Here is a 24,456-nt window from a genome sequence, read left to right on the forward strand (position 1 = left end):
GGCCTGCCCCTCTGCGGCCGGCCCTTCCGCGGCCGGCACGCGCGGAGACCGGCTGGAACACCTCGATGCGGTCCATGCTTCGGCACGGGGGTCCAGTCACAGGTGACACGCACGCGCAGCGTGTCGGCGGGACCGCCGTCGATGGAGATCGCGGCTGCCGTCGCCGCGATCGCTCAGCCGCGGGCGGCGCGCCTGGTCAGCTCCGCCCAGACCTCTTCCACCCGGGCGTCCAGCTCATCGAGCGCGCCCTCGTTGGGGATCACGATGTCGGCCACGGCCAGCCGGTCCTCCCGGCTCGCCTGGGCGGCGATGCGGGCCTTGGCGTCGGCCTCGGACATGCCGCGGTGCTCGGCCAGGCGTCTGATGCGGACCTCGTCTGCCGCGTCGACCACGATGACCACGTCGTACATGGGGGCCAGGTTGTTCTCCGCGAGCAGCGGCACGTCGTACACGGTGATCGCGTCGTCGGCCGCCCGGCTCTGCAGCTCCGCCACCCGCTCGCCCACCAGCGGGTGGACGATCGCGTTGAGCGCGGCGAGCCGCTCGGAGTCGGCGAAGACGATGGAGCCGAGCTTCTCCCTGTTGAGCGACCCGTCGGGGCGGAGCACCTCGTCACCGAACGTGGCCGCCACCCTGGCCAGCCCCGGCGTGCCTGGCTCGACGACCTCGCGCGCGATCCTGTCGGCGTCGATCACGACGGCCCCCCTGGCCGCGAGCCGTTTCGACACCTCGCTTTTGCCGGATCCGATCCCGCCCGTGAGCCCTGTCTTCAGCACGGCAAAAGCCTACGGGGTCATCGTCGAAGGTATGAAGTCCGCGATCGCCGCGCCATGGTCACGGCTGCCTGCGCAGGTGGATCAGCGTCAGGTGATCGTCCATCCGCTCCCGGTGCGTCTCCCGGTAGCCGAGACGGCGGTAGAGCTTGAGGTTGGCGTCGGACAGATGCCCCGTGAACAGGTCGAACGCCTCGGCCTCCGGGACCGCCTCGTGCAGGGCCGTCAGCAGGGCCGTGCCGAGGCCCTGGCCCTGGCGATCGGGCGCGACGACCAGGCGGCCGACCAGACAGGTCGTGCCGGCGACCTGTCCGCGCACCGAGCCGACGACACGGCCCGCGTCGAGCGCCTTGAGCACGACGGCGCTCTCGATGACCTTGCGGACCTGCTCGAGCGACTCGACGAGCGGCGGGATGTACGGGTCGCCGTACAGCTGGGCCTCGCTCACGTAGGCCGCCCGCTGCACGGTGAGGATCTCGCCCGCGTCCGCCGCCACCGCCCGTTCGATCAGCACGGGCAGCACCCTACCGCCACTAGTCACGAATAGAGGCTCGCCGTGAGCTCTCTGGGGCAGGAGGTGTCCTTCTCCGGCAGGACGCCGTTGACGAGGTAGTCGTGCACGTGCGTACGCAGGCAGGTCGCGCGGAGCTTGCCGGCCCCCTGGAGCAGGTACGCGCCGGGCCCGTCACCGTGCCACAGCACCCGCGCCCCGGGGATCTGCCCGAGCGGCTGGGCGGAGGTGTCCAGCCGCCCGACGCCGACCAGCACCGGGCGGCCGTTGCGCACGTCCGGCGCGTGCGGGGGCCAGCTCGGCGCGTCCTGCCGCGACATGCCCAGGCAGCGGGCGATCTCGTACCGGCCGGCCATCCACCCGACCCGCGGCGCCACCTCGCGCAGCCGCCTCTCCATGGCGAGGAAGCGCCGGTAGCTCGGCACGGCGGGCATGAAGTCGTGGCAGAACATGGAGCCCGTCACCGTCCCCGGCGGCGCCGGCGCGGTCACGGTGGCCATCGCGGCCAGCGTGCTCGCGTCGCCCTCCTTGGCCGCCGACAGGGCCCGGGCCAGCTCCGGCCAGTGCTGCGGGGCGAGCCCGGCGTTGACGGCGGCCAGCAGCCGCCTGACCTTCACCGTGTGCCCGGGGCCGGCGTTGAGCGGCGTGCTGCGGCGCAGGTCATCGAGGACCGACACGGGGTCATCGTCTTTGAGCGGGCACACCAGGCTGGTCCTGCACCAGTCGCGGAAGGCGATGAGCCGCCGCTCGGCCGCCCGCGCCTCGGCGGTCAGGCGCTGCTCCAGGCTGGGCTCGGTGTGGTCGAACCCGCCCTCGAGGTACATCCGCCCGGCCCGGTGCGGGAACAGCTCCAGGTACGCCTGCCCGTACACGGCGCCGTAGGAGGAGCCGAAGTAGCGCAGCCGCGGCTCGCCGAGCGCTTCGCGCAGGGCCTCGAGGTCGTGAGCGACCTGCCAGGACGTGAGGCCGTCGTAGACGGGCCCGGCGGCGGCCCGGCAGCTGTTGTCGTAGGCGGCGTTGTCGCGCGCGTAGGAGCGCCATCCGGCCCTTCCAGAGGCGAGGAGCAGGCGCAGCGGGTTGGGCTGCGCCACGGCGCAGCGCACCATGGCCGCGCTCCCCCGGTCGCCGAGCCCGCGCGGCTCGACGAGCACCACGTCGAACCACCTGGTCAGCTCGCTCACGGTGTCGGGCTGAGCGCGTACCGCCTCGATGGCCGGGCCATGGCCGGTGTTCACCACCAGGGTGCCGAAGCGCTGCTCCGGGATCTGCGCGGGCATCAGGGCGAGATCGATCTCGGTACGGGGCCCGCGCGGCCTGGCCCAGTCGACGGGGACGGACAGCTTGGCGCACCGCAACCCGTCGCCGCAGTCCTGCCACTGGGGAAGGGCCGTGGCGGCCCCGCCCCTCGCCGCCGGCGAAACGGCGGCGGCCGCCAGAACGGCCGTCACCAGGATGGTCACCCGCTGAGCCTTGCCCACCGCATCGTCCCTGAGCATCGTAGGTGTCAACAGCGCAGGTCAGTTTGGCAGCGCCGGGCCCGGCGAGTGGCGGGCTCGCGGGGACCTCAAGGTAAAATCTGCGGCCCGCTCAGCGGATCATCCGGAAAAAGGCGCGTATGCCCGCCACCAGCGGCTCCGGCGCCGCCATGGCGACCATGTGGCTGGGGCTCTGGGCGTCGCCCCAGTACACGATGTCGTTGTCCCGCTCGGCGATCCGCCGCATCAGCGCGGACCCGCCGTGCGTCACGCCGGTCGGCACCGCGCTCTGGTGGATCGGCAGCCCGGCGGCGCCCTCGTAGTATGTCCACGACGACGACCCGCCGGTGTCGGTCAGCCAGTAGACGGCCGCGTTGGTGAGCACCAGGTCCCGGTCGATCGGCTCGGCGCCCGTCCCCCACCCGTCGAACTCCTTGAACCGCTCCACCAGGTACGCGAGCTGCGCCACGGGCGAGTCGGCGAACCCGTGCGCGAGCGTCTGCGGCCTGCTCGCCAGGTAGGGCCCGTACCCGCTGCCTCCGGTCATCCACGCGGACATCTCCTCGAGCTCGTCCAGCTCGTCCTTGCTCAGCCCTTCGAGCTGTGCGGGGTCCCCCGTGGGGATGCCCAGCCCGGCCGTGATGAGCGAGCCCACGACGTGCTCGCTGTCCAGCGCGGCCAGCTGCGGCGTGACCAGCGCCCCGGCGTCGTTGCCGTGGGCGCCGTAGCGCTCGTATCCGAGCCCGCGCATGAGTTCGGCCCACGTACGGGCCACCCGCTCGATGCTCCAGGGCCGCTCGTCGGCCGGTTCCGGGAACGGCGAGAAGGCGAACCCCGGGAGGGAGGGCGCGACGACGTGGAAGGCGACGCCGGGGTCGAGCCCGTGCCTTCCCGGGTCGGTGAGCGGGCCGATGACGTCGAGGAACTCGGCGATGGAGTTCGGCCAGCTGTGCGTGATGATCAGCGGGAGCGCGTGGGGCTCGGGCGAGCGGACGTGCAGGAAGTGGATCGTCTGGCCGTCGATGTCGGTGGTGAACTGCGGGAACGCGTTCAGCCTGGCCTCCTGCGCCCGCCAGTCGAACCCGTCGGCCCAGTACTCGGCCAGTTCCTTCAGGTACGCCACGGGCACGCCCCTGCTCCATCCGCCGGGCAGCCGGCGCGCCCACCTGGTACGCCGCAGCCGCGCCCGCAGGTCGTCGAGGTCTTCCTGGGGGATGTCGATGCGGAAGGGCTTGATCGCGTTCATGGGGACGACCATAGGAGCCAATGCGGCAAGGATCGTTCCGCGTTCATCCTTTTCCGGAAGGTCCCGGTCGCAGAACGCGGAAGGCCCCGCACCACGTTCGGTGCGGGGCCTTCCGGAAAACGGGTCAGTCAGACCAGATCGTCAGCTCTGGCCGCCGGCGAGCTTCTCGCGCAGAGCCGCGAGGGCCTCGTCGGAGGCGAGGGCGCCACCGGCCGGGCTCGAGGAAGAGCCGCCCGAGGGAGCCTGCGTCTCGCCGCTGTAGGAGGAGGGAGCGGCCTCGCCCGCCTCCGCCTCGGCCTTGCGGGCCTCCTCGATCTGCTTCCTGTGAGCCTCGAAGCGCTGCTGGGCCTCGGCGTACTGCCGCTCCCACTCCTCGCGCTGCTTGTCGAAGCCCTCGAGCCACTCCCCGGTCTCCGGGTCGAAGCCCTCGGGGTAGATGTAGTTGCCCTGGTCGTCGTAGGTGGCCGCCATGCCGTAGAGGGTCGGGTCGAACTCGACCTCGGTCCCGACGCCCTCGTTGGCCTGCTTCAGCGAGAGGCTGATGCGACGACGGTCGAGGTCGATGTCGATGATCTTGACGAAGATCTCGTCGCCGACCTGGACGACCTGCTCCGGGATCTCCACGTGGCGCTCGGCCAGCTCGGAGATGTGGACCAGGCCCTCGATGCCCTCCTCGACCCGGACGAACGCGCCGAACGGCACCAGCTTGGTGACGCGGCCCGGCACGACCTGGCCGATCTGGTGGGTGCGGGCGAACTGCTGCCACGGGTCTTCCTGGGTGGCCTTGAGCGACAGGGAGACGCGCTCGCGCTCCATGTCGACGTCGAGGACCTCGACCGTGACCTCCTGGCCGACCTCGACGACCTCGGACGGGTGGTCGATGTGCTTCCAGGACAGCTCGGACACGTGGACCAGGCCGTCGACGCCGCCGAGGTCCACGAATGCGCCGAAGTTGACGATCGAGGAGACGACGCCCTTGCGGACCTGACCCTTCTGGAGGGTGTTGAGGAACGTCTGGCGAACCTCGGACTGCGTCTGCTCGAGCCAGGCGCGGCGCGACAGGACCACGTTGTTGCGGTTCTTGTCGAGCTCAATGATCTTGGCCTCGAGCTCGCGGCCGACGTACGGCTGCAGGTCGCGGACACGGCGCATCTCGACCAGGGACGCCGGGAGGAAGCCACGCAGGCCGATGTCGAGGATGAGACCACCCTTGACGACCTCGATGACCGTGCCGGTGACGATGCCGTCCTCGTCCTTGATCTTCTCGATCGTGCCCCAGGCGCGCTCGTACTGCGCGCGCTTCTTGGACAGGATCAGGCGGCCTTCTTTGTCCTCCTTCTGGAGAACCAGGGCTTCGACGTGCTCCCCGACCTCCACGACGTCAGCAGGGTCGACATCGTGCTTGATCGAAAGCTCGCGCGAGGGGATGACACCCTCGGTCTTGTAGCCGATATCGAGAAGAACCTCGTCTCGATCGACCTTGACGACGGTGCCCTCGACGATGTCGCCGTCGTTGAAATACTTGATGGTCTCGTCGATCGCCGCGAGGAAGGCTTCCTCGGACCCGATGTCGTTGACCGCTACCTGCGGGGTGCTCGAGGTGGCCTCAGTGCTGGACGTCATGTGTGGAATTGCTCCGAACGCGGACAGGATGTCGATGTGGCGGACTGCGCGGCAGGCCCTCTTCCGCATCAAGCCGAGGAATTACGACATCGACGTGACCGAGCGCGAGCCCGCTCCGTCTGAGGCGCGCGCGAGCCCACAGCGCAGCGATCAGCATATGAGACCTTCGCCACGCGGTCAATCCGGGGCCTGTCAATAGGCGATGATCTGGAGCCCACGCTTGGCGACGATATTACCCCGTAGTTTCTCCGGTATGGAGATCCGGGCCGGGTCACCGTCGGAGACGTAGCGCTCCCGGGGGTGCTTGTTCAGCCATTCCAGCCAGTACTGCGAGCACCACTTGCGGCACTCGCCCTTCTTGCCGTTGCTCTGGATGCGCTGGATCGCTCCCCTGTCGAATTTTTTCGCGTAGGGCGAAAGCGACGGCTCGGCTCCGGCGAGGAACACGCCGGCGAAATCATAGCGAGTGCCGTCCCAGGATCCGGTGCGGGCGACCTTCTTCGACCGGGGCATCGAGCCGAACGGCAGCGCCATGGTCTTGGACGGCGGCGCGCCGACCTTCTTCAGCAGGCGCTCGATCCGGACGATCTGCTCGCGGACCTTCTTCTTCCCCAGCACGCGCAGGTTGGGGTGGCCCCAGGTGTGGTTGGCCACCTCGTAGCCGTGGTCGACCAGCCACTTCACCGCCGTCGCCTGCGCCTGCCCGTCGGTCAGCCCGAACGGCTCCCGGTTGATCCAGAACGTGGCGACCGGCCGGAACGACGGGTATTTCCTGGCCACCTCCTGGATGACGCCCACCGCCGTGCCGGGCTTGGGGTTGCCGCTCTCGTCGAGCGCGAAGTGGCTCGGGTGCCCGTCGTCGAAGGTCAGCACGACGGGGAACTTCCCCGCCGGGACCCTGATGTCGCCGGTGGCGAACTCTCTGGCGGTGATCGGCACGTAGCCCTGCTTGGCCAGCTTCTCCAGCTCTTTCCTGAGCTGGCCGGGCGTGCGGTCGATCGAGGCCAGCCGCTTGGCGACGATGCGGTGGTACATCAGCACCGGCACCAGCCCGCCCTCGTTGGCGTGCACCTGGCGGGCGAAGTCGGGGGTGGCCACCACCCCCGGCGGCTCGCCCACCGGGGAGGGGCTCGGCGGCTCGGTGCTGCCCTGGACCTTGGCCACGGTCTTGGTCCTGGCGGGCGGATGGTCGTCGCCCGGTAACAGGATCAGGCCGATGACGGCCACCGTGACCACCACGACGTTCGCGACACCGATGATCCGTGTGGAGAACGCTGAGATCCGCACAGAACTCCCGCCCGCTCGGTGAAATTACGTTCAGGCTAGTGCAGATCTACCCAAAAAAATCAGTGACCTGCGTCCTCCCAGGTCCGCCCGACGCCCACGGAGACCTCCAGCGGAACCCGCAGGTGGTAGGCGGCGTTCATCTGGTCGCGCACGAGCTGGGTGAGCTGCTCCAGCTCCCCTGCCGCCACCTCGAACACGAGCTCGTCGTGGACCTGCAGCAGCATCCTGGAGGTCAGCCCCTCCTCGCGCATGGCCTGGTGGACGTTGAGCATGGCGACCTTGATGATGTCGGCGGCCGAGCCCTGGATGGGGGCGTTGAGCGCCATCCGCTCGGCCATCTCGCGGCGCTGGCGGTTGTCGCTGGTGAGGTCGGGCAGGTAGCGGCGGCGGCCCATGATCGTCTCGGTGTAGCCGTCGGAGCGCGCCTGCTGGACGATGGCCTGCAGGAAGTCGCGCACGCCGCCGAACTCCTCGAAGTATTCCTCCTTCAGCGCCCGCGCCTCCGACACCGGGATGTTGAGCTGGCCGCCGAGACCGAAGTCGGACAAGCCGTAGGCCAGGCCGTAGTTCATGGCCTTGATGCGGGCCCGCAGCTCGCCGTCGATCTGCTCGGGCGGCAGGTCGAACACCCTGGCCGCGGTGGCCTGGTGGAAGTCGTGGCCCGACTCGAAGGCCGCGATCAGCGACTCGTCGCCCGACAGGTGGGCCATGATGCGCAGCTCGATCTGGCTGTAGTCGGCCGTCAGCAGCGTCTCGTAGCCCTCGCCGACCACGAACCCCTGCCGGATGCGGCGGCCCTCGGCGGTGCGGATCGGGATGTTCTGCAGGTTGGGCTTCTCCGACGACAGCCGGCCCGTGGCGGCGATGATCTGGTTGAACGTGGTGTGGATGCGCCCGTCGTCGGCGATCTCCTTGATCAGGCCCTCGACGGTGGTGCGCAGCTTCTGCTGGTCGCGGTGGCGCAGCATGATCGTCGGCAGCTCGTGATCGGTCTGCGTGGCCAGCCAGGCGAGCTGGTCGGCGTCGGTGCTCCAGCCGGTCTTGATCTTCTTCGTCTTCGGGAGGTTGAGCTTGACGAAGAGGATCTCCTGCAGCTGCTTGGGCGAGCCCAGGTTGAACTGCTCGCCGACGGAGCGGTGCGCCTCCTCCACGGCGTGCTTGACGGCAGCCCCGAACTCGGCCTCCAGGCCCGCGAAGTATTCGCCGTCGACCGCTATGCCCGCGCGCTCCATCTCGGCCAGCACGGCCAGCAGCGGCAGCTCGACGTCGGCCAGCAGCTGGGTGCCGCCGCGGCCGGCCAGGAAGGTCTCGAGCGCGTCGGCCAGCTCGCGCACGGCGTGGGCGCGCAGCGCGAGGTCCTTGGCCGGGGCGTCCTCGTCGTCGCCGAACAGCGCGGCCTGCCCGGTGGACTCCTCCTCGGCCCGCAGGTCGCGGTTGAGGTAGCGCCTGGCCAGGTCTTCCAGCGCGAACGTGCGCTGACCCGGCATCGCGAGGTAGGCGGCGAGCGCGGTGTCGCAGCCCAGGCCGCGCAGCTCCATGCCCTGCGCCCAGAGCGCCAGGATGGGCCCCTTGGCGTCGTGGACGGCCTTGGGCTTGGTGTCGTCGGCCAGCCAGGCCCGCAGGGCCACCTCGTCGGCCTCGGTGAGCTTGATGGGGTCGATGTGGGCGGCGGTGCCGCCGGGCGAGGCGATGGCGATCCCCTCGATGCGGCCGGTGCCGCTGCCGTAGACCCCCTTGAAGGCCAGCCCGGCCCGCCCCTCGGGCAGCGCGGACAGCCAGCCCGCCACGCGGTCGGGGCCGAGCAGCACGGTCTCGACCTCGAAGCCCTGGTCGGGCTCCTGCTCGCCGGAGCCGAACACCTTGAACACCCGCTCGCGCAGCTCGCCGCGGAACTGCAGGCTGTCGAACAGCTTGTTGATCTCCTCACGCTCCCAGCCGCCCTGCGTGAGGTCGCCGAGGTCGACGTCGAGCGGGACGTCGCGGAGCAGCTCGGTCAGCCGCCGGTTCATCAGCACCTGGGCGACGTGCTCGCGCAGCTTGTCGCCGACCTTGCCCTTGACCTCGTCGACCCGGTCGACCAGCGCGGTCAGCGAGCCGAACTCGCGCACCCACTTGGCGGCGGTCTTCTCCCCCACGCTGGGAATGCTCAGGAGGTTGTCGCTGGGGTCGCCGCGCAGGGCGGCGAAGTCGGGGTATTGCGCCGGGGTCAGGCCGTATTTCTCCATGACCGCCTCGGGCGTGAACCTCGTCATGTCGCTGATGCCGCGCCGCGTCATCAGGACGGTGACGCGCTCGTTGACCAGCTGCAGCGCGTCGCGGTCGCCGGTGACGATGAGGACGTCCATCCCCTGCTCGTCGGCCCGGGTGGCGAGCGTGGCGATGAGGTCGTCGGCCTCGAACCCGGCCTTGGACAGGCGCGGGATGCGGAAGGTGTCGAGCAGCTCGAAGATGAGCTGCATCTGACCGCGGAAGTCCTCGGGCGTCTCGCTCCTGTTGGCCTTGTATTCGGAGTAGGCCTCGTGGCGGAAGGTCGGCTCCGACCTGTCGAAGGCCACCGCCACGTGGGTCGGCTGCTCGTCGCGCAGGACGTTGGTCAGCATCGAGGTGAACCCGTAGACCGCCTCGGTGTGCTGACCGTCGGTGGTCATCAGGTTGGCGTCCTTCAGCGCGAAGAACGCGCGGTAGGCCAGGGAATGCCCGTCAAGCAGCAGGAGGCGCGGGCGGCTGGGGGTCACTTCACTCTTCGGCACACACGCAGCCTAGTCTGCGTCTGCGACAGAAAACCTGAGCTCGGAAGAGTGGAGACGTCCCTTTGACGCAGACCAACCCCATGGACTTCTCGCTGTACGGCGCCACGCACGAGGGCACGTTGGCCGATCGCATGGGCATCGAGTTCCTCGAGGCCGGCCCAGAGCGGGTGGTGGGCCGGATGCCGGTCGAGGGCAACACCCAGCCCTACGGCCTGCTGCACGGCGGGGCGTCGGCGGTGCTGGCCGAGACGCTCGGCTCGGTGGCGGCGGCCATCCACGCGGGACCCGAGCGCATCGCGGTGGGCATCGAGATCAACGCCACCCACCACCGCCCGGCGACCTCGGGGTACGTCACCGGGGTCGCGACCAGGCTGCACGGCGGCCGGACATTGGCGACATACGCCATTGAGATCACCGATGAGGGCGGAAAACTCATCTGCACCTCTCGCCTCACTTGCATGCTGCGCGACAGCTGAAACTTCCATCCCTTTGCGCGCGGCGCCCGCGGGTCGCTACGGTGGTCCGAACGCGAGCCCGCGGGGAGGCTTAGTAGATAACGTGTACGGCCGGGGAAGCCTTACACGGCCCCAAAGGCCGCCTCGCGGGCTCGTCCAGCTTTTTCGTTGATCGTTACGCATTCGTTCCATAAAGCGCCAGGCGTCTACCTCGATTTAGCCCCTGACCAGGCTTGTTGGTTCCTCACATGAGTGACACGCACTTGTCACTAATTGGTGACGAACGATACTGAAACGGGCGGCACCAGAATAAGCTCCCGCCACAGCATCCCAGTTGTGCCTGCGATGCGCGCGTGTCGAGACGGAGGGGCACAACCCCTTCTTGACCTACTTGAGGGAGCACCATTGCGCAGAGCCGTGATCGCGTTCACGGCCTTCCTGGGTGGACTCGTCTTCCTGCTGGCAGCACCCGCGTATGCGGGTCCCGCCGATTGCCAGGGACTGAAGGGGACACTCAAACTCCAAGGCCAGCCAGTGAACGGCGCCAAAATCGCCGTGACCACCGAGAGCGGACAACCCGTCAAGGAGGTCACCAGTAACGCACAAGGCGCGTGGGACGTTCAGGTCGACAAGCCGGGCAAGTACAAGGTCACCCTGGATGTCAGCACCCTCCCGAAGAATGCTGAAGTGCGGGGCGGCAACAATGTCCGCACGCCGACCGTCTACGAGGGCAACTGCTCGACGGTCCTGTTCGCGCTCACGCCCAAGGGCGCCCCGGGCCAGCCGCAGCAGCAGGGCACCGGCGGGGAGTCCTCGTTCCTGGACGAGGCCGCCCAGCTCACCTTCGAGGGGCTCAACCTGGGCCTCATCATCGCCCTGGCCGCGCTCGGTCTGTCGCTCATCTACGGCACGACCGGCCTGACCAACTTCGCGCACGGGGAGCTGGTCACGCTCGGCGCAGTCCTCGCGTACGCGTTCAACGTGGGCATGGGCCTGCATCTCATCCCCTCCGCGGTGATCGCCGTCGCGGTCGCCGGCATACTCGGCTACCTGCAGGACCGCCTGTTCTGGGGCCAGCTCCGCAGGCGCGGCACCGGCACCATCGCCATGATGATCATCTCGATCGGCGTGGCACTCGTGCTCCGGTACGTCTTCCTGATCTTCTTCGGCCCCCAGAACGAGGCCTACGCGCAGTACACCGCGCAGCCGGGCATCGACATCGGCCCGATCACGGCGGCCCCGAAGAACTTCGTCGCCATGGGCCTCGAGCTCGCGGTCCTGATCATCGTCGGCATCGCGCTGCTGCGCACCCGCACCGGCAAGGCGGCCCGGGCCGTGGCCGACAACCCCGCGCTCGCGGCCTCGTCCGGCATCAACGTCGACCGGGTCATCCGGATCATCTGGACCGTGGGCGGCGCCATCGCCGCGATGGCGGGCATCATGCTCGGCCTGTCGCAGAACCTGAGATACACGATGGGCCAGGACGTCCTGCTGCTCATCTTCGCCGGCGTGACGCTCGGCGGGCTCGGCACCGCCTTCGGCGCGCTGGTCGGCTCGCTGGTGGTGGGCCTGTTCATCCAGGTCTCCACGCTGTGGGTGCCGCCGGAGCTCAAGAGCGTCGGCGCGCTGGCCGTACTCATCATCGTGCTCCTCGTCCGGCCACAGGGCATCCTGGGCCGCCGCGAGCGGATCGGCTGATCGGGGGAGGATCAGAATGGACTGGATCACGATCATCAGCACCACGCTCAAGGCCGCGATCGGCGTCGAGACCGTGCTGTACGGCGTTGCCGCCATCGGCATCAACATCCAATTCGGCTACACCGGCCTGCTCAACTTCGGCCAGGCCGCCTTCATGGGCGTCGCCGGCTACGGCCTGGCGGTCACCGTCAGCACCTTCGGCCTGCCGTTCTGGCTGGGCCTCGCCATCGGCGTGGTCGCGGCCGTGATTTTGGCGATCCTGCTCGGCATACCGACCCTGAAGCTGCGTGCCGACTATCTGGCCATCGTCACCATCGCGGCCGCCGAGATCGTCAGGCTCGTCTTCCGCTCGGTGAAGTTCAAGGAGGTCTTCGGCGGGTCCGACGGCCGGCGCGGCTTCTCCGACGGCTTCTACGCCCTCAACCCCTTCCCCGAAGGGCAGTACGGCATCAACCTCGGCCCGGTGCCCATCTTCTGGAGCGAACGGCAACTGTGGGTCATCCTCGTCGGCTGGGTGCTGATCGCGCTGTGCTGCGCCCTGGTCTACCTGCTCATGAAGAGCCCGTGGGGCCGCGTGCTGAAGGCCATCCGCGAGGACGAGGACGCCGTGCGCAGCCTGGGCAAGAACGTCTTCTCGTACAAGATGCAGTCGCTCGTCCTGGGCGGCGTCGTCGGCGCTCTCGGCGGCTTCCTCTACGGCCTTGCCTACGCCTCCGTGCAGCCCGACGTGTTCGGCACCGAGACCACGTTCTACCTGTACACGATGGTCATCCTCGGCGGCGCGGCCCGCGTGCTCGGCCCCGTCGTCGGCTCGATGCTCTTCTGGGGGCTGCTGGTCCTCATCTACAACGTGTTCGCCGAGGCGGTCGGCGCCGGGTACATCACGTTCATGAACAGCAACCAAGTCGGCGCCATCCGCTGGATCCTGGTCGGCCTCGGCTTGATCCTGTTGCTCATCTTCCGGCCACAGGGCATCTTCGGTGACAAGAGGGAGATAGCAATCGATGCACGCTGAAACCACTGCCACCGGGCGCAAGGCCGCGGCCCTGGCGGCGTTCAAGGACCTGGCGCACGAGCCCGGCGTGCCCAAGCCCGACCCCATCCTCGTAATAGACAACGTGGTGCGCCGCTTCGGCGGCCTGACCGCCGTCGAGGTCGACCACGTCGAGATCCAGCGTGGCTCCATCACCGCGCTGATCGGCCCCAACGGCGCCGGCAAGACCACGTTCTTCAACCAGCTCACCGGGTTCGACACGGCCGACTCCGGCTCGTGGACGTTCAACGGGCGGCCCATGAACGGCGTGCCCGCGCACAAGGTGGCGCGCGCCGGCATGGTGCGCACCTTCCAGCTCACCAAGGCTCTGTCCCGCCTGACGGTGCTGGAGAACATGCGCCTGGGCGCCCAGCAGCAGCTCGGCGAGACCTTCTGGCGGGCCCTCATACCGTCGTTCTGGCGCGCCCAGGAGGAGGAGATCACCGACCGGGCCAAGGAACTGCTGACGCGGTTCAAGCTCCACGCCAAGCAGGACGACTTCGCCGGGTCGCTGTCCGGCGGCCAGCGCAAGCTGCTGGAGATGGCCCGCGCGCTGATGGTCAACCCCGAGCTGGTCATGCTCGACGAGCCCATGGCCGGGGTCAACCCGGCGCTGACCCAGTCGCTGCTCGGCCACGTCAAGGACCTGCGCGAGCAGGGCATGACGGTGCTGTTCGTGGAGCACGACATGGACATGGTCCGCGACATCAGCGACTGGGTGATCGTCATGGCGCAGGGCGCGGTCATCGCGGAGGGTCCACCCGGGACGATCATGTCCGACGAGCGCGTGATCGACGCCTACCTCGGCGCGCACCACGACGCACCGCTGTCGGAGACCGAGCTGACGGCCCAGCTCCACGAGGCGGAGGCGGCGCTGGAGGCCGAGATCGAAGAGGAGACGCAGAAGTGACCGTCCCCGAGTCCAAGGCGGCCGTCACCGACCGCAGCGCCCACCTGGAGGGCGCCGAGGACGCCGTGCTGCGGTGCGACGAGCTGATCGCCGGCTACCTGCCGGGCGTCAACATCCTCAACGGCTCCGACCTCTACGTCAAAGAGGGCGAGCTGATCGGCATCATCGGCCCCAACGGCGCCGGCAAGTCGACGCTGCTCAAGGCCATGTTCGGGCTGGTCACCATCCGCAGCGGCACGGTGCTGCTCAAGGGTGAGGACATCACGAACATGAAGGCCCACGCGCTGGTCTCCCGCGGCGTCGGCTACGTGCCGCAGACCAACAACGTCTTCCCCAGTCTCACCATCGAGGAGAACCTCGAGATGGGCGCCTTCCAGGTGCCGGGGAAGTTCAAGGAGCGCTTCGAGTTCGTCGCCGAGCTGTTCCCCGCGCTCAAGGAGCGGCGCAAGCAGCGCGCCGGATCCCTGTCCGGCGGTGAGCGGCAGATGGTGGCGATGGCCAGAGCCCTCATGACCGAGCCCTCCGTGCTGCTGCTGGACGAGCCGTCGGCCGGCCTGTCGCCCAAGCTGCAGGACCTGGTGTTCATCCAGGCCCAGCAGATCAACAAGGCGGGCGTCACGGTGATCATGGTGGAGCAGAACGCGCGCCGCTGCCTGCAGATCTGCCACCGCGGCTACGTCCTCGACCAGGGCCGCAACGCCTACACCGGCACCGGGCAGCAGCTGGCCAACGACCCCAAGGTCATCCAGCTCTACCTCGGCACGCTCGCCAAGGCGTAAAACGCGATCGAGAACGGCGGAGGGGCTCCCATGAGCCCCTCCGCCGTTCTTTAATGAGCGTTGTGAAACGTTTAGCGGCAGTAGCGCTCATGATCCCCGCCCTACTCGTGGGCTGCCAGGGAAACGCCTCCTCGACGGCGAAGTACAGCACCGGCGGCGACCCCACCGACGACCCCTGCGCCCGCGTGGTCTCCGCCATCGGCTACGCCGGCCTCCTGCTGGAGCCGAAGGGCCAGGAGGACCGGCAGAACTTCGAGGACGCCCTGATCGGCCGCCTGGCGGAGGCGCGCGGAATCACGCTGGAGTACGGCGACCGGCTGCCCCAATCACTGCACGGGGCCGCGGAGCGGGTCAAGACGGCGACCGGAGGCCTGTCCAAGGGCGACCTGCCGCGAGAGCGGCAGGTCGCGCTGCTGAAGCAGTACCGGGTGGCCGCCGACGAGATCGTGGCGGGGTGCAAGTAACGCGAAAGGGCCCGGTCGCGAAGACCGGGCCCTTTCTTACGCCTGCCTAGCCGGCGATGTTGCCGTTCTTGTACTCGACCGCCTTGGCGGGGTAGGTGTTGTCCTTGCCGTACTGGTAGATGCCGATGGACGCGACGGACGGGTCACCGGCCTCGTTGAACTCGACCGGACCGCTGACGCCGTCGTAGTCGATGTCCTTGCCCGCCTTCAGCAGGTCCGCGCACTCCTTGAAGTTCTTGCACTTCTCGCCGGTCTTGCTGACCTCGATCAGCTTGGCGGCGATGTCGGTGCCCGCGTCGCTCTTGGCGGCCTCCGCCGCCAGCGCGATCAGGTTCGTCGCGTCATAGGACTCGCTGGCGTAGGGGTAGTCCTTGAGGTCCTTGTTGATGCCCAGAAGCTTCTTCCGGAACTCGTCAGGAGCCGCGGCGCCGGGGTACGTGCCCTTGACACCGTCGAGCGTGCCCTTCGGGAACTTGAGGAAGTTCTCGTTCGACAGGTTGCCGTCGACCATGTACCACTTGTGCTTGTCCGCCGTCAGGCCCTGCTTGACCAGCTCCTGCACGACCTTGGTGGTCTCCTCGAAGCCGATCAGGACGATGCCCTTGGGGTTCTTCGCCTTGATCTTGGCGACGTCGGCGGAGAAGTCAGCGGCCTTCGGGTCGTAGTCGACGCGCTCGACCACTTCGCCACCGCCGTCGGTGACCGTCTGCTGCACCTGGTCCGCCAGGCCCGTGCCGTACGAGTCCTGCATCGCCAGGATGCCGACCGTGTCGTTGCCTTCGGACACCACGAGGTCACCCAGCACGCGGCCCTGCAGCTTGTCCGGCGGCGCCGTACGGAAGAACAGACCCCTGTCGTTGACCGTGGTGAGCTCGTTGGAGGTGTTGGCCGGCGAGAACTGCACGACACCCGCGCCCGTGATCTTGTCGATCACCGACAGCGACACCGAGGACGACGCCGCACCGATGATGGCGTCGGCCTTCTGCGCCAGCAGCTTGTCCACCGACTGCGAGGCGATGTTGGTGGACGTGTCACCCGAGTCGGTGTCGTACTTGGTCACCGGCTTGCCGAGAACGCCCCCGGCCTCGTTGATCTCCTTGACCGCGAGGTCGACCCCCGCGAACTCGGGCGGGCCGAGCTGGGCGAGCGAACCGGTCTGGGGCAGCAGCGTGCCGAGGGTGAGCGTGCCGTCGCCCTTCGCCGCGGGTGCCGACGAGGCGGGCGCCGCAGAACTAGGGGAAGTCTGCGTGGCGGTGTCGCCGCCGCCACCGCCGCAGGCTGTCAGGGCGAGGCTGGTGGCAGCCACGACAGCCAGCGCCCGCCCCACGGGAGCAATGCGGATCATGAAGTGTCTCCTTCAATGCCAGGCCGGGATCGTCAGCACCGCCGAGCGTTCCCGATCGAATGCTGGAAAGGTATAAAACCGCAGCGTGTTCCAACCAGATCCGGCGAGGAACTGTCGGCACTTGGATGCGGAGTCGTAATCAGTCCTCAACTTACGGACCTGGGCAAGGAGGCTTAATGTTCATCGAGTGAAGCGTTTTACGCCACTTCTTACCTTAGGCATGCTCGTCGCCAGTTGCGCCAGCTCCGAGCCGCCGGCAGCCCCACCTGCCACACCGCCCGCAGGCGTATCCGTCTCCCTGGTGCAATGGCGCTCCGACGAGCCGCTGCACGCGCTTCATGTAGCCGTCCGTAATACCACCGACACGCCAGTACATTTCGCGGACCTCCAGCTGGTCACGCCGTCCTTCAAAACGCTCCCCGCGGAAAAGACCGACGCCGTGCTCAAGAGGACCGAGCGCACCGACCTGCGCATCCCGTACGGCGTCGGCAACTGCCCGCCCCAGGGCCTGCCCGAAGTGAGCCCCGCCACCGTCGTGGCCCACCTCAGCACCGGCTCAGGACAGCCGTACAAGGTGGTCTTCAAGGTGCCCCACCCCGACCCGCTGCTGGCCAGGCTGCTCCGCGACGAATGCTCCGCGTACCTGATCAGACAAGTGGCGGACATCGAGTTCGGCCCGGAGTGGAAGCCGTCCGGCAAGACCATGCGAGGCGAGCTGGTGATCAAACGCCGCAACCCCGGCGAAGTGACCTTGAAGGACATGGGCGGCACCACCCACTACCAGGTCGAGCCCGAGCACCGGCCGCTCGCCACGCTCGAGCCGGACCGGCAACGACTGGAAGTGCCGATCACGCTCACTCCGGCCCGCTGCGACTCCCACGCGTTCGCCGAGGCCAAGAAGGCGTTCCTGTTCCCCGTGCGGGCAAGCGTCGACGGAGGCCAGGAACGCGTGGTCATCGTGACACCGCCCAAGCCACAGCAGGACTACCTCATCAAATGGGCAGCCAAGGTCTGCGGCCTGACCCACTGACCGCTGTAGACGGCCGAGCTCAGCCCCGCTCGGCCGCGTCGTCTATAACGATCTGGGCAACCTCACGCATGCTCAACCGCCGATCCATCGACGCCTTCTGAATCCACCGGAACGCCTGAGGCTCGCTCCAGCCGTGCTGCGTCATCAGCAGCCCCTTGGCGCGCTCCACCAGCTTCCGCGTCTCCAGCCGCTCCGACAGGCTCGAAACCTCGGCCGCCAGCGCCACCATCTCCTCGTGCCTGCTGACCGCCATCTCGATCGCCGGCACCAGATCCGCCTTCGTGAACGGCTTCACCAGATAGGCCATCGCCCCCGCGTCCCTGGCCCGCTCGACCAGGTCACGCTGGGAGAACGCGGTCAGGATCAGGCACGGGGCGATCCGCTCCGCCACGATCCGCTCTGCCGCCGAGATGCCGTCGAGCACGGGCATCTTCACGTCCAGGATGACGAGGTCGGGCTTCAGCTCGGCGGCCAGCCGGATCGCCTGCTCACCGTCCCCGGCCTCACCCACGACGACGTAGCCGTCCTCCTGGAGCATCTCCTTGAGGTCGAGGCGGATCAGGGCCTCGTCTTCCGCGATCACTACTCGCCGCTGCGTACTCACGAGCAGAAGAGTACCGATGTCCGGTACATTAGATCCACGCCGGACTGGTGTGGCCCCAGCTTGAGCTAAGCTTCAGCCGTGCGGCCCCAATGAGTCTGGCATTTCCGGATTCAAGCCCCGGTAGACCAACGGCAGAGTCAATGGATTCAAAACCCATACAGTGTGGGTTCAAATCCCACCCGGGGCACCGACCAGCCGCCCGGCCCTTTCGGCCGGGCGGTTTGTCGTACCCAACTGCAACACTCTCCGCATGTACGATCTCGCTGTGCGCAACCGCACGCTCCGTCTGCTGGAGTCCGGTCTCAGCATTCGCGAGGCAAGCCGTCAGACCGCATCAGCATGAACACCATCCGGCGGTGGCAAGACCTGCCTGACACGCACTCTCCCATAACCCGCAGTTGCCCCCGTTGTTCGCCGATCCCGCTCTCTCCGACACCCGCCGACAGCTATGCCCATCTGCTCGGCCTCTACCTTGGCGACGGCCACATCGTGCACTGCCCCAAGGGGGTCTACCTGCTCACCATCTACTGCGACGACAACTGGCCCGGCCTCATCGAGGAAGTCGCCGCCACGATGGCACAGGTGATGCCCGCCTCAGCAGTAAGCCGACGCAGACGCAACGGCTGCACCGAGATGAAAAGCCTCTCCAAGCACTGGCCGCACCTGTTCCCCCAGCATGGGCCTGGTAAGAAGCACGAGCGGCCGATTGTGCTCGAGCCCTGGCAGCGGGAGATCGTCACGTCCCATCCTGGGCGGTTCGTGAGGGGCCTTATCCACTCCGACGGCTATCGCGGGATGAATCGGGTGCGTCGTCCGCTCCCCGGCGGCGTGCGCTGGTACGAATACCCCCGCTACCTGTTCAAGAACGAGTCCTCCGACATCCTTGCCCTCTGCGGTGAGGCGCTCGACTTGCTCGGCATCGCCTGGCGGTTCAACAACCGCAACGAGTTGTCCGTCGCCAGACGGGAAGCCGTGGAATTGCTGGACCTTCACGTAGGGCCGAAATACTGAGGCGGCGTCACGGTGTCCGCCGCCTTCACAAGGGGGCAAAAGCCGTGGTGATGAGCTTTCGGGATCGCTCCCACCGGGAATAGCCGTCTCAAGATCGATGAAACGGGGTGGGGTGGGATGCCGTTGAGCGTGGCGGCGCGGGAGGCGTTCCTGGCGGAGCCGCACATCGCGAGCCTGGCCGTGGAGGCGGATGACGGGCGGGCGCCGCTGACCGTGCCCGTCTGGTACGACTACGTCCCCGGCGGGGACGTCCGGTTCCTGACGGACGGTGACTCGCGCAAGGCGCAGCTGATCGCGAAGGCCGGCAGGTTCTCGATGCTGGTGCAGCGGGTCAGCCCGACATATCGGTACGTGTCCGTTGAAGGCCCCGTCATATCCTCCGAGCCCACCACGCTGGAGGACCTGACCCGCATCGCCTCCCGCTATCTGCCGCCCGACGCGGTGGAGGGATACGTGCAGGGCTCGGACCTCCACGTGCTCATGACGTTCACGATGCGGCCAGAGCACTGGCTGTCCGCCGACCTGGGCGCTCTCGGCTGACTCCCGGCCGACGGGCTCTCAGCCGGCCTGGACACACCACGGCGGACCTGCGCGCTCTCCGCTGACCCGGGAAACGGTATTTTTGGGCCCGTGACTGCTATCGATCCCACCTCGACCGGCGCTTTCGGCGTCGGACTCGCGACCATCGCCACCGACGGCACCGTACTCGACACCTGGTTCCCCGCCCCCGAGCTGGGCGACGCGCCCTCGACGGGCACCGAGCGGCTCTCCGCCGGCGAGGCCGGCGAACTGGCCGGGCTGACGGGTCCAGACGCGGCGCGGGGCGTGGAGGTGGTGGCGGTGCGCACCGGCATCGCCAAGCTCTCCGAGCCGCCCGTGGATGCCCACGACGTCTACCTGCGGCTGCACCTGATCTCCTCGCGCCTGGTCAGGCCGCACGGGGTGAACCTGGACGGCGTCTTCGGCCTGCTCGCCAACGTCGTGTGGACCAATTTCGGCCCCTGCCCGGTGCCGGGCTTCGAGCAGACGCGCCTGCGGCTGCGGGCCAGGGGCGCGGTGACGGTGTACGGGGTGGACAAGTTCCCGCGGATGGTGGACTACGTGCTGCCTTCCGGCGTGCGGATCGCCGACGCCGACCGGGTGCGTCTCGGCGCCCACCTGGCCAGCGGCACCACGGTCATGCACGAGGGCTTCGTCAACTTCAACGCCGGCACCCTGGGCGCCTCCATGGTGGAGGGCCGCATCTCGGCCGGTGTGGTGGTCGGCGACGGCTCCGACGTGGGCGGCGGCGCCTCGATCATGGGCACGCTCTCGGGCGGCGGCAAGCAGGTCATCTCGATCGGCGAGCGCTGCCTGCTGGGCGCCAACGCGGGGATCGGCATCTCGTTGGGCGACGACTGCGTGGTCGAGGCGGGGCTGTACGTGACGGCGGGCACGAAGGTCGCCCTCCCGGACGGCACGGTGGTGAAGGCGGCCGAGCTGTCCGGCTCGAACGGAATCCTGCTGCGCCGCAACTCGCAGTCGGGCGCGGTTGAGGCGGTGCCCCGCACCGGCGACGGCATCGAGCTCAACGCCGCTCTGCACGCCAACTGACACCCTGCTCTTCGCGGGCGGCGCTGCGGGCCTGGGGCCCACGCCGCCCGCACACCACTGTGTGTGGCGGGCCTGCGCCCCAAGGCCACCCTGCCGCCTGCTCGGCGCCGCGTGTGCGGGCACGACGGCGTAAGCGCGAGCCGCATGGCCATCGCCATCCGCGCCACCCAGGGCACAGAGGTCATCCCACGACCGGCTCGCCGGCGTGCCGGTCGAACGGGGGCCACGGCGCGCCGGTGAGGCGGGTAAAGCGGCTCCGTAGAGCAGCACTCACCGTACGCAGCCGCAGCGGACCTGAAGCTCAGTGGGCGTGGGACACCGCGGAGCCGATGGTGTGGACGCGGAGGGCGTTGGTGGAGCCAGGGGTGCCGGGAGGGGAACCGGCCACGATGACGACCTTGTCGCCCTTCTCCAGCCGCCCGGACGACAGCAGCGACGCCTCCACCTGCCGCACCATGTCATCCGTGTGGTGCACGAACGGCACGTGGAACGTCTCCACCCCCCACGTCACCGACAGCTGCCCCCGCACGTGGGGCGACGAGGTGAAGGCCAGGAGCGGGATCGGGGAGCGGTAGCGGGCCAGGCGGCGCGCCGTCTCCCCCGACATCGTGAACGCCACCAGCGCCTTGGCCCCGACGACGGCCCCCACCTCGGCGGCGGCGCGCGCGATGGCGCCGCCGGTGGTCTCCGGCATGCGCTCGAGCTTGTGGGTGGCGCGCAGGGACGTCTCCTCGGCGGCGCAGGCGATGCGGTCCATCGTGGAGACGGACTCGATCGGGTAGTTGCCGACCGACGTCTCGCCCGACAGCATGACCGCGTCGGCGCCGTCCATGACCGCGTAGGCCACGTCGGAGGCCTCGGCACGGGTGGGCCGCGGGGAGCTCATCATCGAGTCGAGCATCTGGGTGGCGACGATGACCGGGTGGGCCTTCTCGCGGCAGAGCTCGATGATGCGCCGCTGGACGATCGGCACCTGCTCCAGCGGCAGCTCGACGCCGAGGTCGCCGCGGGCCACCATGATGCCGTCGAAGGCGTCGACGATCTCGGGGAGGCGGTCGACGGCCTGCGGCTTCTCGATCTTGGCGATCAGCGGCAGGCGTACGGCCTCCTGCTCCATGATGTTGCGCACCACGTCGGCGTCGGAGGGGCGGCGCACGAAGGACAGGGCGATCATGTCGAAGCCGGTGCGCAGCGCCCAGCGCAGGTCGGCCTCGTCCTTGTCGGTCAGCGCGGGGGCGCTGACGTTGACGCCTGGGAGGTTGAGGCCCTTGTTGTCGGAGATCATGCCGCCGATGACGACGCGGGTGATGACGCGGTCGCCGTCGACGCGGGTGGCCTCGAGCACGAGGCGGCCGTCGTCGACCAGGATCGTGTCACCGGGGTGTACGTCGTTGGGCAGCCCCTTGTAGGTGGTGGAGACCTGCTCACGGTCGCCCGGCACGTCTTCGGTGGTGATGGTGAAGACGTCGCCGAAGCCCAGCCTGACGGGGCCCTCCTCGAAGGTGCCCACGCGGATCTTGGGTCCCTGCAGGTCGGCGAGCACGCCTACGCCGCGGCCGAGGTCGGCCGCCACCTCCCTGACCCGGTCGTAGACCTCTCTGTGCATGTCATGGTTGCCATGGCTGAGGTTGAACCGTGCCACGTCCATGCCTGCGGCGATCAGCTCACGCAGGCGCTCTTTGGAGGATGTGGCGGGGCCTAGGGTGCAAACGATTTTCGCGCGACGAGTCACGAGTCCTACCTTAATTGGTACAGACCACTGGCAGTCACTGACGACGGAGAACGTAGCCCACATAAGAGAACAGAACGAGAACGGCAACCCCCAGGCGTGCCAAGTTCGTGTACTCCTCGGGGTAGATGACGCCCTCGATGTAGTTGTCGATGAACCCGCTGGGCGGCAGCCCCCGTAACCCTGCCTGGTGGCGTGCCCAGTCCTCGAGCACCGTCAGTGGGCACTCGACGCCGGTCACGATCGAGATCACGCCCCAGGCTGCGACCGCTGCATGCACCCATATCGTACGCCGCCACCGCCACGCGACGAACCCGCCCACCACCAGGTAGGCCAGGAAGGCGAAGTGCACCACCATCGCGGCGTCCGCGATGATGCGATACGTCATGGCTCGACGATGGCCGCGTTCCAGGCGTTCACGACGCCGCGGCCGTAGAAGCCGTTGTCGGCCTGGTCGCCCTCACAGTCCTGCGTCACGGTCTCGCCATAGGTCTTGTACACGTACTTGCGGGGCGTCGGGCAGGCCTTCTGGGTCGCCGTCTTGTACAGCAGGTCCTCGACCGTGGCGGGAGGCAGGTCGAGCCCGCCCTTGCCGGGTTTGCCGAAGCGGCTGATGAGGATCGCGGCGACGCCCGTGGCGTGGGGGGCGGCCATGGAGGTGCCGTCGAGGTACTGGTAGTACGAGCAGGGGCCGGCCGTGCAGTCCTTGACGACGTCCGCGCCCTTGGGCTCGCCCTTCGCGTCGATCCGCCCGGCGGCGCGCAGCACGCGCTCGGGCGCGGCGGCCAGGATCGACCTGGTGGCCTTGGCGCCCTTGCCGTCCAGGGCGTCGCCGCCGGGCGCGGCCAGGTCGGTCTGCTCGACGCCGTAGTCGCTGTAGATCGCCTTGCGCCCGGAGGGGCCGAGCGCGGAGACGGAGATGACGCCGCCCGACTCGGCGGGCACGTCGATGCAGGAGTTGTCGATCTGGCGGACCTTCTTCTCGCCCGCCGGGTAGCCGGGGCTCGCCTTGTCGACCTTGGGGTTGCCGAGGTCGATGGACTCGTTGCCGAGGGCTGAGATGAGCGTGACGCCGTGCTGGCGGGCGTAGTCGAGTGCCCGCTGCATGCCGGTGATGATGGCCTGCTGTTCGAGCTGCTGCTTCTTCGTGTCGCCCTTGTTGGCCTTGCAGTTGAACAGCCAGGGGTCGACGTAGTAGCTCATGTTCACGACGTCCACGCCGATGTCGGCGGCGTAGGTGAGCGCGTCGAGGCTGGGCTTTAGGAAGAAGAACCCGGAGTCCTGCCCCGCCCGGATGTTCACGATCTGCACGTTGGGGGCCACGCCCGCGATGCCGATGCCGTTGATGGGGGAGGCGATCGTGCTGGCCACGTGGGTGCCGTGGCCGTCGTCGTCCTGGTCCACGGGGTCCTTGCAGCCGCCGGCCTCGCATGGCCCGTCGAGCGTCTCGCCGTTCTCGTCCTTGGGCTTGTCGGTGACGAAGTTGCGGCTGAGCTCGCGGTTGAAGTTCGGGGCGATGTCGGGGTGCTTGCCGTCCACGCCGGTGTCGATGACGCCGACCAGCACCTGCTTGGTGCCCGGCGCCTTGGCGTTGGCGCGGTCCGCGCCGATCATCCGCATGTCCCACTGGCGGCCGGCCAGCGGCTCTCCGGCGCGGTTCTTGGTGAACGACCCCGCGTCGGGGAAGGACGCCGTACTCGACTTGGATCCGGTACGGCCGGCGGGAGCGAGGACGCGGTTGGTGGCGAAGCCGATGCTCCGGTCCGGGGACACCCCGATGACGGCCCGGTTCGCGCCCACCGCCTCCACGAACCCGCCGCTGCCCGAGGCCATCAGGTAGCCGAGTCTGGCGTCCCCGCCCATCGTGGTGCCGCCGGCCCGCTCGACGGCCTCCCGCGCCTGGCGCTGCTGCCCTTCGGCGTAGAAGACGAGGTATTCGGCGCCCCGGGGGGCGGCGGGCTTTCGCGGGGTCGTGGTCGGGGTCGAGGTGGAGCAGGCGGTGAACGTGGCCACGGCGGCCAGCGCCACCAAGCCAGAGGCGACTCGCCGCATACTTCCCCCATCCACCCAGTGCCGCAGATTCTGCATCTTCCCGACAGCCATCGGCTGATGCAACTTCGCAGTGAAATTTCGGATGGGA

At 68.6% G+C, this 24,456-nt stretch carries 22 protein-coding genes and 1 tRNA gene; 11 read left to right on the forward strand and 12 right to left on the reverse strand.

Annotated features, from left to right (window positions below):
* Positions 1-173: 173 nt before the first annotated feature.
* From coaE to polA, 7 genes are all read right to left on the reverse strand, one after another.
* Positions 174-776 carry a dephospho-CoA kinase gene (coaE, locus tag ACIBVN_RS10380; RefSeq protein WP_397134772.1) on the reverse strand — a complete coding sequence of 201 codons (603 nt, stop codon included), beginning with the start codon at positions 774-776 and terminating at the stop codon, positions 174-176.
* Between the two features lie 58 nt (positions 777-834).
* Positions 835-1,314, reverse strand: coding sequence for a GNAT family N-acetyltransferase (locus ACIBVN_RS10385; RefSeq protein ID WP_397134774.1), 480 nt, complete (start codon positions 1,312-1,314; stop codon positions 835-837).
* Positions 1,311-2,780 (reverse strand): alpha/beta fold hydrolase, encoded by a 1,470-nt coding sequence (locus ACIBVN_RS10390; protein ID WP_397134776.1) that lies wholly within the window; start codon positions 2,778-2,780, stop codon positions 1,311-1,313. The genes ACIBVN_RS10385 and ACIBVN_RS10390 overlap by 4 nt, the downstream gene beginning before the upstream one ends.
* Positions 2,781-2,871: 91 nt before the next feature.
* Positions 2,872-4,005 carry an epoxide hydrolase family protein gene (locus ACIBVN_RS10395; protein ID WP_397134778.1) on the reverse strand — a complete coding sequence of 378 codons (1,134 nt, stop codon included), beginning with the start codon at positions 4,003-4,005 and terminating at the stop codon, positions 2,872-2,874.
* Positions 4,006-4,146: 141 nt separating this feature from the next.
* Complete coding sequence (gene rpsA / locus ACIBVN_RS10400) at positions 4,147-5,628, reverse strand: 30S ribosomal protein S1 (protein WP_357598304.1); 1,482 nt, start codon at positions 5,626-5,628, stop codon at positions 4,147-4,149.
* 192 nt (positions 5,629-5,820) lie between these two features.
* Entirely contained in the window at positions 5,821-6,915 is a 1,095-nt protein-coding gene (locus tag ACIBVN_RS10405) for a polysaccharide deacetylase family protein (RefSeq protein ID WP_397134779.1), read from the reverse strand.
* 59 nt (positions 6,916-6,974) lie between these two features.
* Positions 6,975-9,665 carry a DNA polymerase I gene (polA, locus tag ACIBVN_RS10410; protein ID WP_397134780.1) on the reverse strand — a complete coding sequence of 897 codons (2,691 nt, stop codon included), beginning with the start codon at positions 9,663-9,665 and terminating at the stop codon, positions 6,975-6,977.
* An 80-nt stretch (positions 9,666-9,745) separates the two neighbouring features.
* Here polA and ACIBVN_RS10415 point away from each other — a divergent pair, with 80 nt between their 5' ends.
* The 6 genes from ACIBVN_RS10415 (at position 9,746) to ACIBVN_RS10440 (ending at position 15,004) form a co-directional block, all read left to right on the forward strand.
* Positions 9,746-10,141, forward strand: coding sequence for a PaaI family thioesterase (locus ACIBVN_RS10415; protein WP_397135301.1), 396 nt, complete (start codon positions 9,746-9,748; stop codon positions 10,139-10,141).
* A gap of 384 nt (positions 10,142-10,525) precedes the next feature.
* Positions 10,526-11,818 (forward strand): branched-chain amino acid ABC transporter permease, encoded by a 1,293-nt coding sequence (locus ACIBVN_RS10420; RefSeq protein WP_397134781.1) that lies wholly within the window; start codon positions 10,526-10,528, stop codon positions 11,816-11,818.
* A 16-nt stretch (positions 11,819-11,834) separates the two neighbouring features.
* On the forward strand, positions 11,835-12,833 hold the full coding sequence (locus tag ACIBVN_RS10425) for a branched-chain amino acid ABC transporter permease (protein WP_397134782.1): 999 nt from the start codon (positions 11,835-11,837) through the stop codon (positions 12,831-12,833).
* Positions 12,823-13,761: an ABC transporter ATP-binding protein gene (locus ACIBVN_RS10430; RefSeq protein ID WP_397134783.1), complete on the forward strand. Its 939-nt coding sequence runs from the start codon at positions 12,823-12,825 to the stop codon at positions 13,759-13,761. Before ACIBVN_RS10425 ends, ACIBVN_RS10430 begins: the two co-directional genes overlap by 11 nt.
* Positions 13,758-14,540, forward strand: coding sequence for an ABC transporter ATP-binding protein (locus ACIBVN_RS10435; RefSeq protein ID WP_397134784.1), 783 nt, complete (start codon positions 13,758-13,760; stop codon positions 14,538-14,540). The genes ACIBVN_RS10430 and ACIBVN_RS10435 overlap by 4 nt, the downstream gene beginning before the upstream one ends.
* A gap of 89 nt (positions 14,541-14,629) precedes the next feature.
* Positions 14,630-15,004 carry a hypothetical protein gene (locus ACIBVN_RS10440; RefSeq protein ID WP_397134785.1) on the forward strand — a complete coding sequence of 125 codons (375 nt, stop codon included), beginning with the start codon at positions 14,630-14,632 and terminating at the stop codon, positions 15,002-15,004.
* 46 nt (positions 15,005-15,050) lie between these two features.
* On the opposite strand, the gene ACIBVN_RS10445 is transcribed toward ACIBVN_RS10440, so the two are convergent.
* Positions 15,051-16,349, reverse strand: coding sequence for an ABC transporter substrate-binding protein (locus ACIBVN_RS10445; protein WP_397134786.1), 1,299 nt, complete (start codon positions 16,347-16,349; stop codon positions 15,051-15,053).
* A 301-nt stretch (positions 16,350-16,650) separates the two neighbouring features.
* Here ACIBVN_RS10445 and ACIBVN_RS10450 point away from each other — a divergent pair, with 301 nt between their 5' ends.
* Entirely contained in the window at positions 16,651-17,379 is a 729-nt protein-coding gene (locus ACIBVN_RS10450) for a hypothetical protein (RefSeq protein ID WP_397134787.1), read from the forward strand.
* Positions 17,380-17,398: 19 nt separating this feature from the next.
* Here the strand turns inward: ACIBVN_RS10450 and ACIBVN_RS10455 are convergent, their stop codons facing one another.
* A complete protein-coding gene (locus ACIBVN_RS10455; RefSeq protein ID WP_360711417.1) occupies positions 17,399-17,983 on the reverse strand; it encodes a response regulator in 585 nt (194 codons plus the stop codon).
* Positions 17,984-18,097: 114 nt separating this feature from the next.
* Between ACIBVN_RS10455 and ACIBVN_RS10460 the strand changes: the two genes are divergently transcribed.
* From ACIBVN_RS10460 to dapD, 4 genes are all read left to right on the forward strand, one after another.
* Positions 18,098-18,170: transfer RNA gene (locus ACIBVN_RS10460), tRNA-Leu, on the forward strand.
* A gap of 152 nt (positions 18,171-18,322) precedes the next feature.
* Complete coding sequence (locus ACIBVN_RS10465) at positions 18,323-18,994, forward strand: hypothetical protein (RefSeq protein ID WP_397134789.1); 672 nt, start codon at positions 18,323-18,325, stop codon at positions 18,992-18,994.
* Between the two features lie 117 nt (positions 18,995-19,111).
* Positions 19,112-19,534, forward strand: a complete 423-nt coding sequence (locus ACIBVN_RS10470; RefSeq protein ID WP_397134791.1) for a pyridoxamine 5'-phosphate oxidase family protein — start codon at positions 19,112-19,114, stop codon at positions 19,532-19,534.
* A gap of 90 nt (positions 19,535-19,624) precedes the next feature.
* Entirely contained in the window at positions 19,625-20,587 is a 963-nt protein-coding gene (gene dapD, locus ACIBVN_RS10475; protein WP_397134793.1) for a 2,3,4,5-tetrahydropyridine-2,6-dicarboxylate N-succinyltransferase, read from the forward strand.
* 301 nt (positions 20,588-20,888) lie between these two features.
* On the opposite strand, the gene pyk is transcribed toward dapD, so the two are convergent.
* The 3 genes from pyk to ACIBVN_RS10490 are packed head-to-tail and all read right to left on the reverse strand — an operon-like array spanning position 20,889 to position 24,368.
* The gene (pyk, locus tag ACIBVN_RS10480) at positions 20,889-22,319 is read right to left on the reverse strand and encodes a pyruvate kinase (RefSeq protein WP_397134795.1); all 1,431 of its coding nucleotides are present in this window, start codon (positions 22,317-22,319) and stop codon (positions 20,889-20,891) included.
* Positions 22,320-22,353: 34 nt separating this feature from the next.
* The gene (locus ACIBVN_RS10485; protein ID WP_397134797.1) at positions 22,354-22,704 is read right to left on the reverse strand and encodes a DUF2784 domain-containing protein; all 351 of its coding nucleotides are present in this window, start codon (positions 22,702-22,704) and stop codon (positions 22,354-22,356) included.
* Entirely contained in the window at positions 22,701-24,368 is a 1,668-nt protein-coding gene (locus ACIBVN_RS10490) for a S8 family peptidase (protein WP_397134799.1), read from the reverse strand. Before ACIBVN_RS10490 ends, ACIBVN_RS10485 begins: the two co-directional genes overlap by 4 nt.
* Positions 24,369-24,456 lie beyond the last annotated feature (88 nt).

The sequence above is a fragment of the Nonomuraea sp. NPDC049400 genome (assembly GCF_044466425.1).
GTDB lineage: Bacteria > Actinomycetota > Actinomycetes > Streptosporangiales > Streptosporangiaceae > Nonomuraea.

Bases quoted from the DNA above. Each gene is read 5' to 3' on its own strand.
- ACIBVN_RS10390 (WP_397134776.1), bottom strand. From the start codon at position 2,780: ATGCTCAGGGACGATGCGGTGGGCAAGGCTCAGCGGGTGACCATCCTG.
- ACIBVN_RS10395 (WP_397134778.1), bottom strand. From the start codon at position 4,005: ATGAACGCGATCAAGCCCTTCCGCATCGACATCCCCCAGGAAGACCTC.
- rpsA (WP_357598304.1), bottom strand. From the start codon at position 5,628: ATGACGTCCAGCACTGAGGCCACCTCGAGCACCCCGCAGGTAGCGGTC.
- ACIBVN_RS10415 (WP_397135301.1), top strand. From the start codon at position 9,746: ATGGACTTCTCGCTGTACGGCGCCACGCACGAGGGCACGTTGGCCGAT.
- ACIBVN_RS10425 (WP_397134782.1), top strand. From the start codon at position 11,835: ATGGACTGGATCACGATCATCAGCACCACGCTCAAGGCCGCGATCGGC.
- ACIBVN_RS10430 (WP_397134783.1), top strand. From the start codon at position 12,823: ATGCACGCTGAAACCACTGCCACCGGGCGCAAGGCCGCGGCCCTGGCG.
- ACIBVN_RS10440 (WP_397134785.1), top strand. From the start codon at position 14,630: ATGATCCCCGCCCTACTCGTGGGCTGCCAGGGAAACGCCTCCTCGACG.
- ACIBVN_RS10445 (WP_397134786.1), bottom strand. From the start codon at position 16,349: ATGATCCGCATTGCTCCCGTGGGGCGGGCGCTGGCTGTCGTGGCTGCC.
- ACIBVN_RS10465 (WP_397134789.1), top strand. From the start codon at position 18,323: ATGAACACCATCCGGCGGTGGCAAGACCTGCCTGACACGCACTCTCCC.
- ACIBVN_RS10470 (WP_397134791.1), top strand. From the start codon at position 19,112: ATGCCGTTGAGCGTGGCGGCGCGGGAGGCGTTCCTGGCGGAGCCGCAC.
- ACIBVN_RS10485 (WP_397134797.1), bottom strand. From the start codon at position 22,704: ATGACGTATCGCATCATCGCGGACGCCGCGATGGTGGTGCACTTCGCC.
- ACIBVN_RS10490 (WP_397134799.1), bottom strand. From the start codon at position 24,368: ATGCGGCGAGTCGCCTCTGGCTTGGTGGCGCTGGCCGCCGTGGCCACG.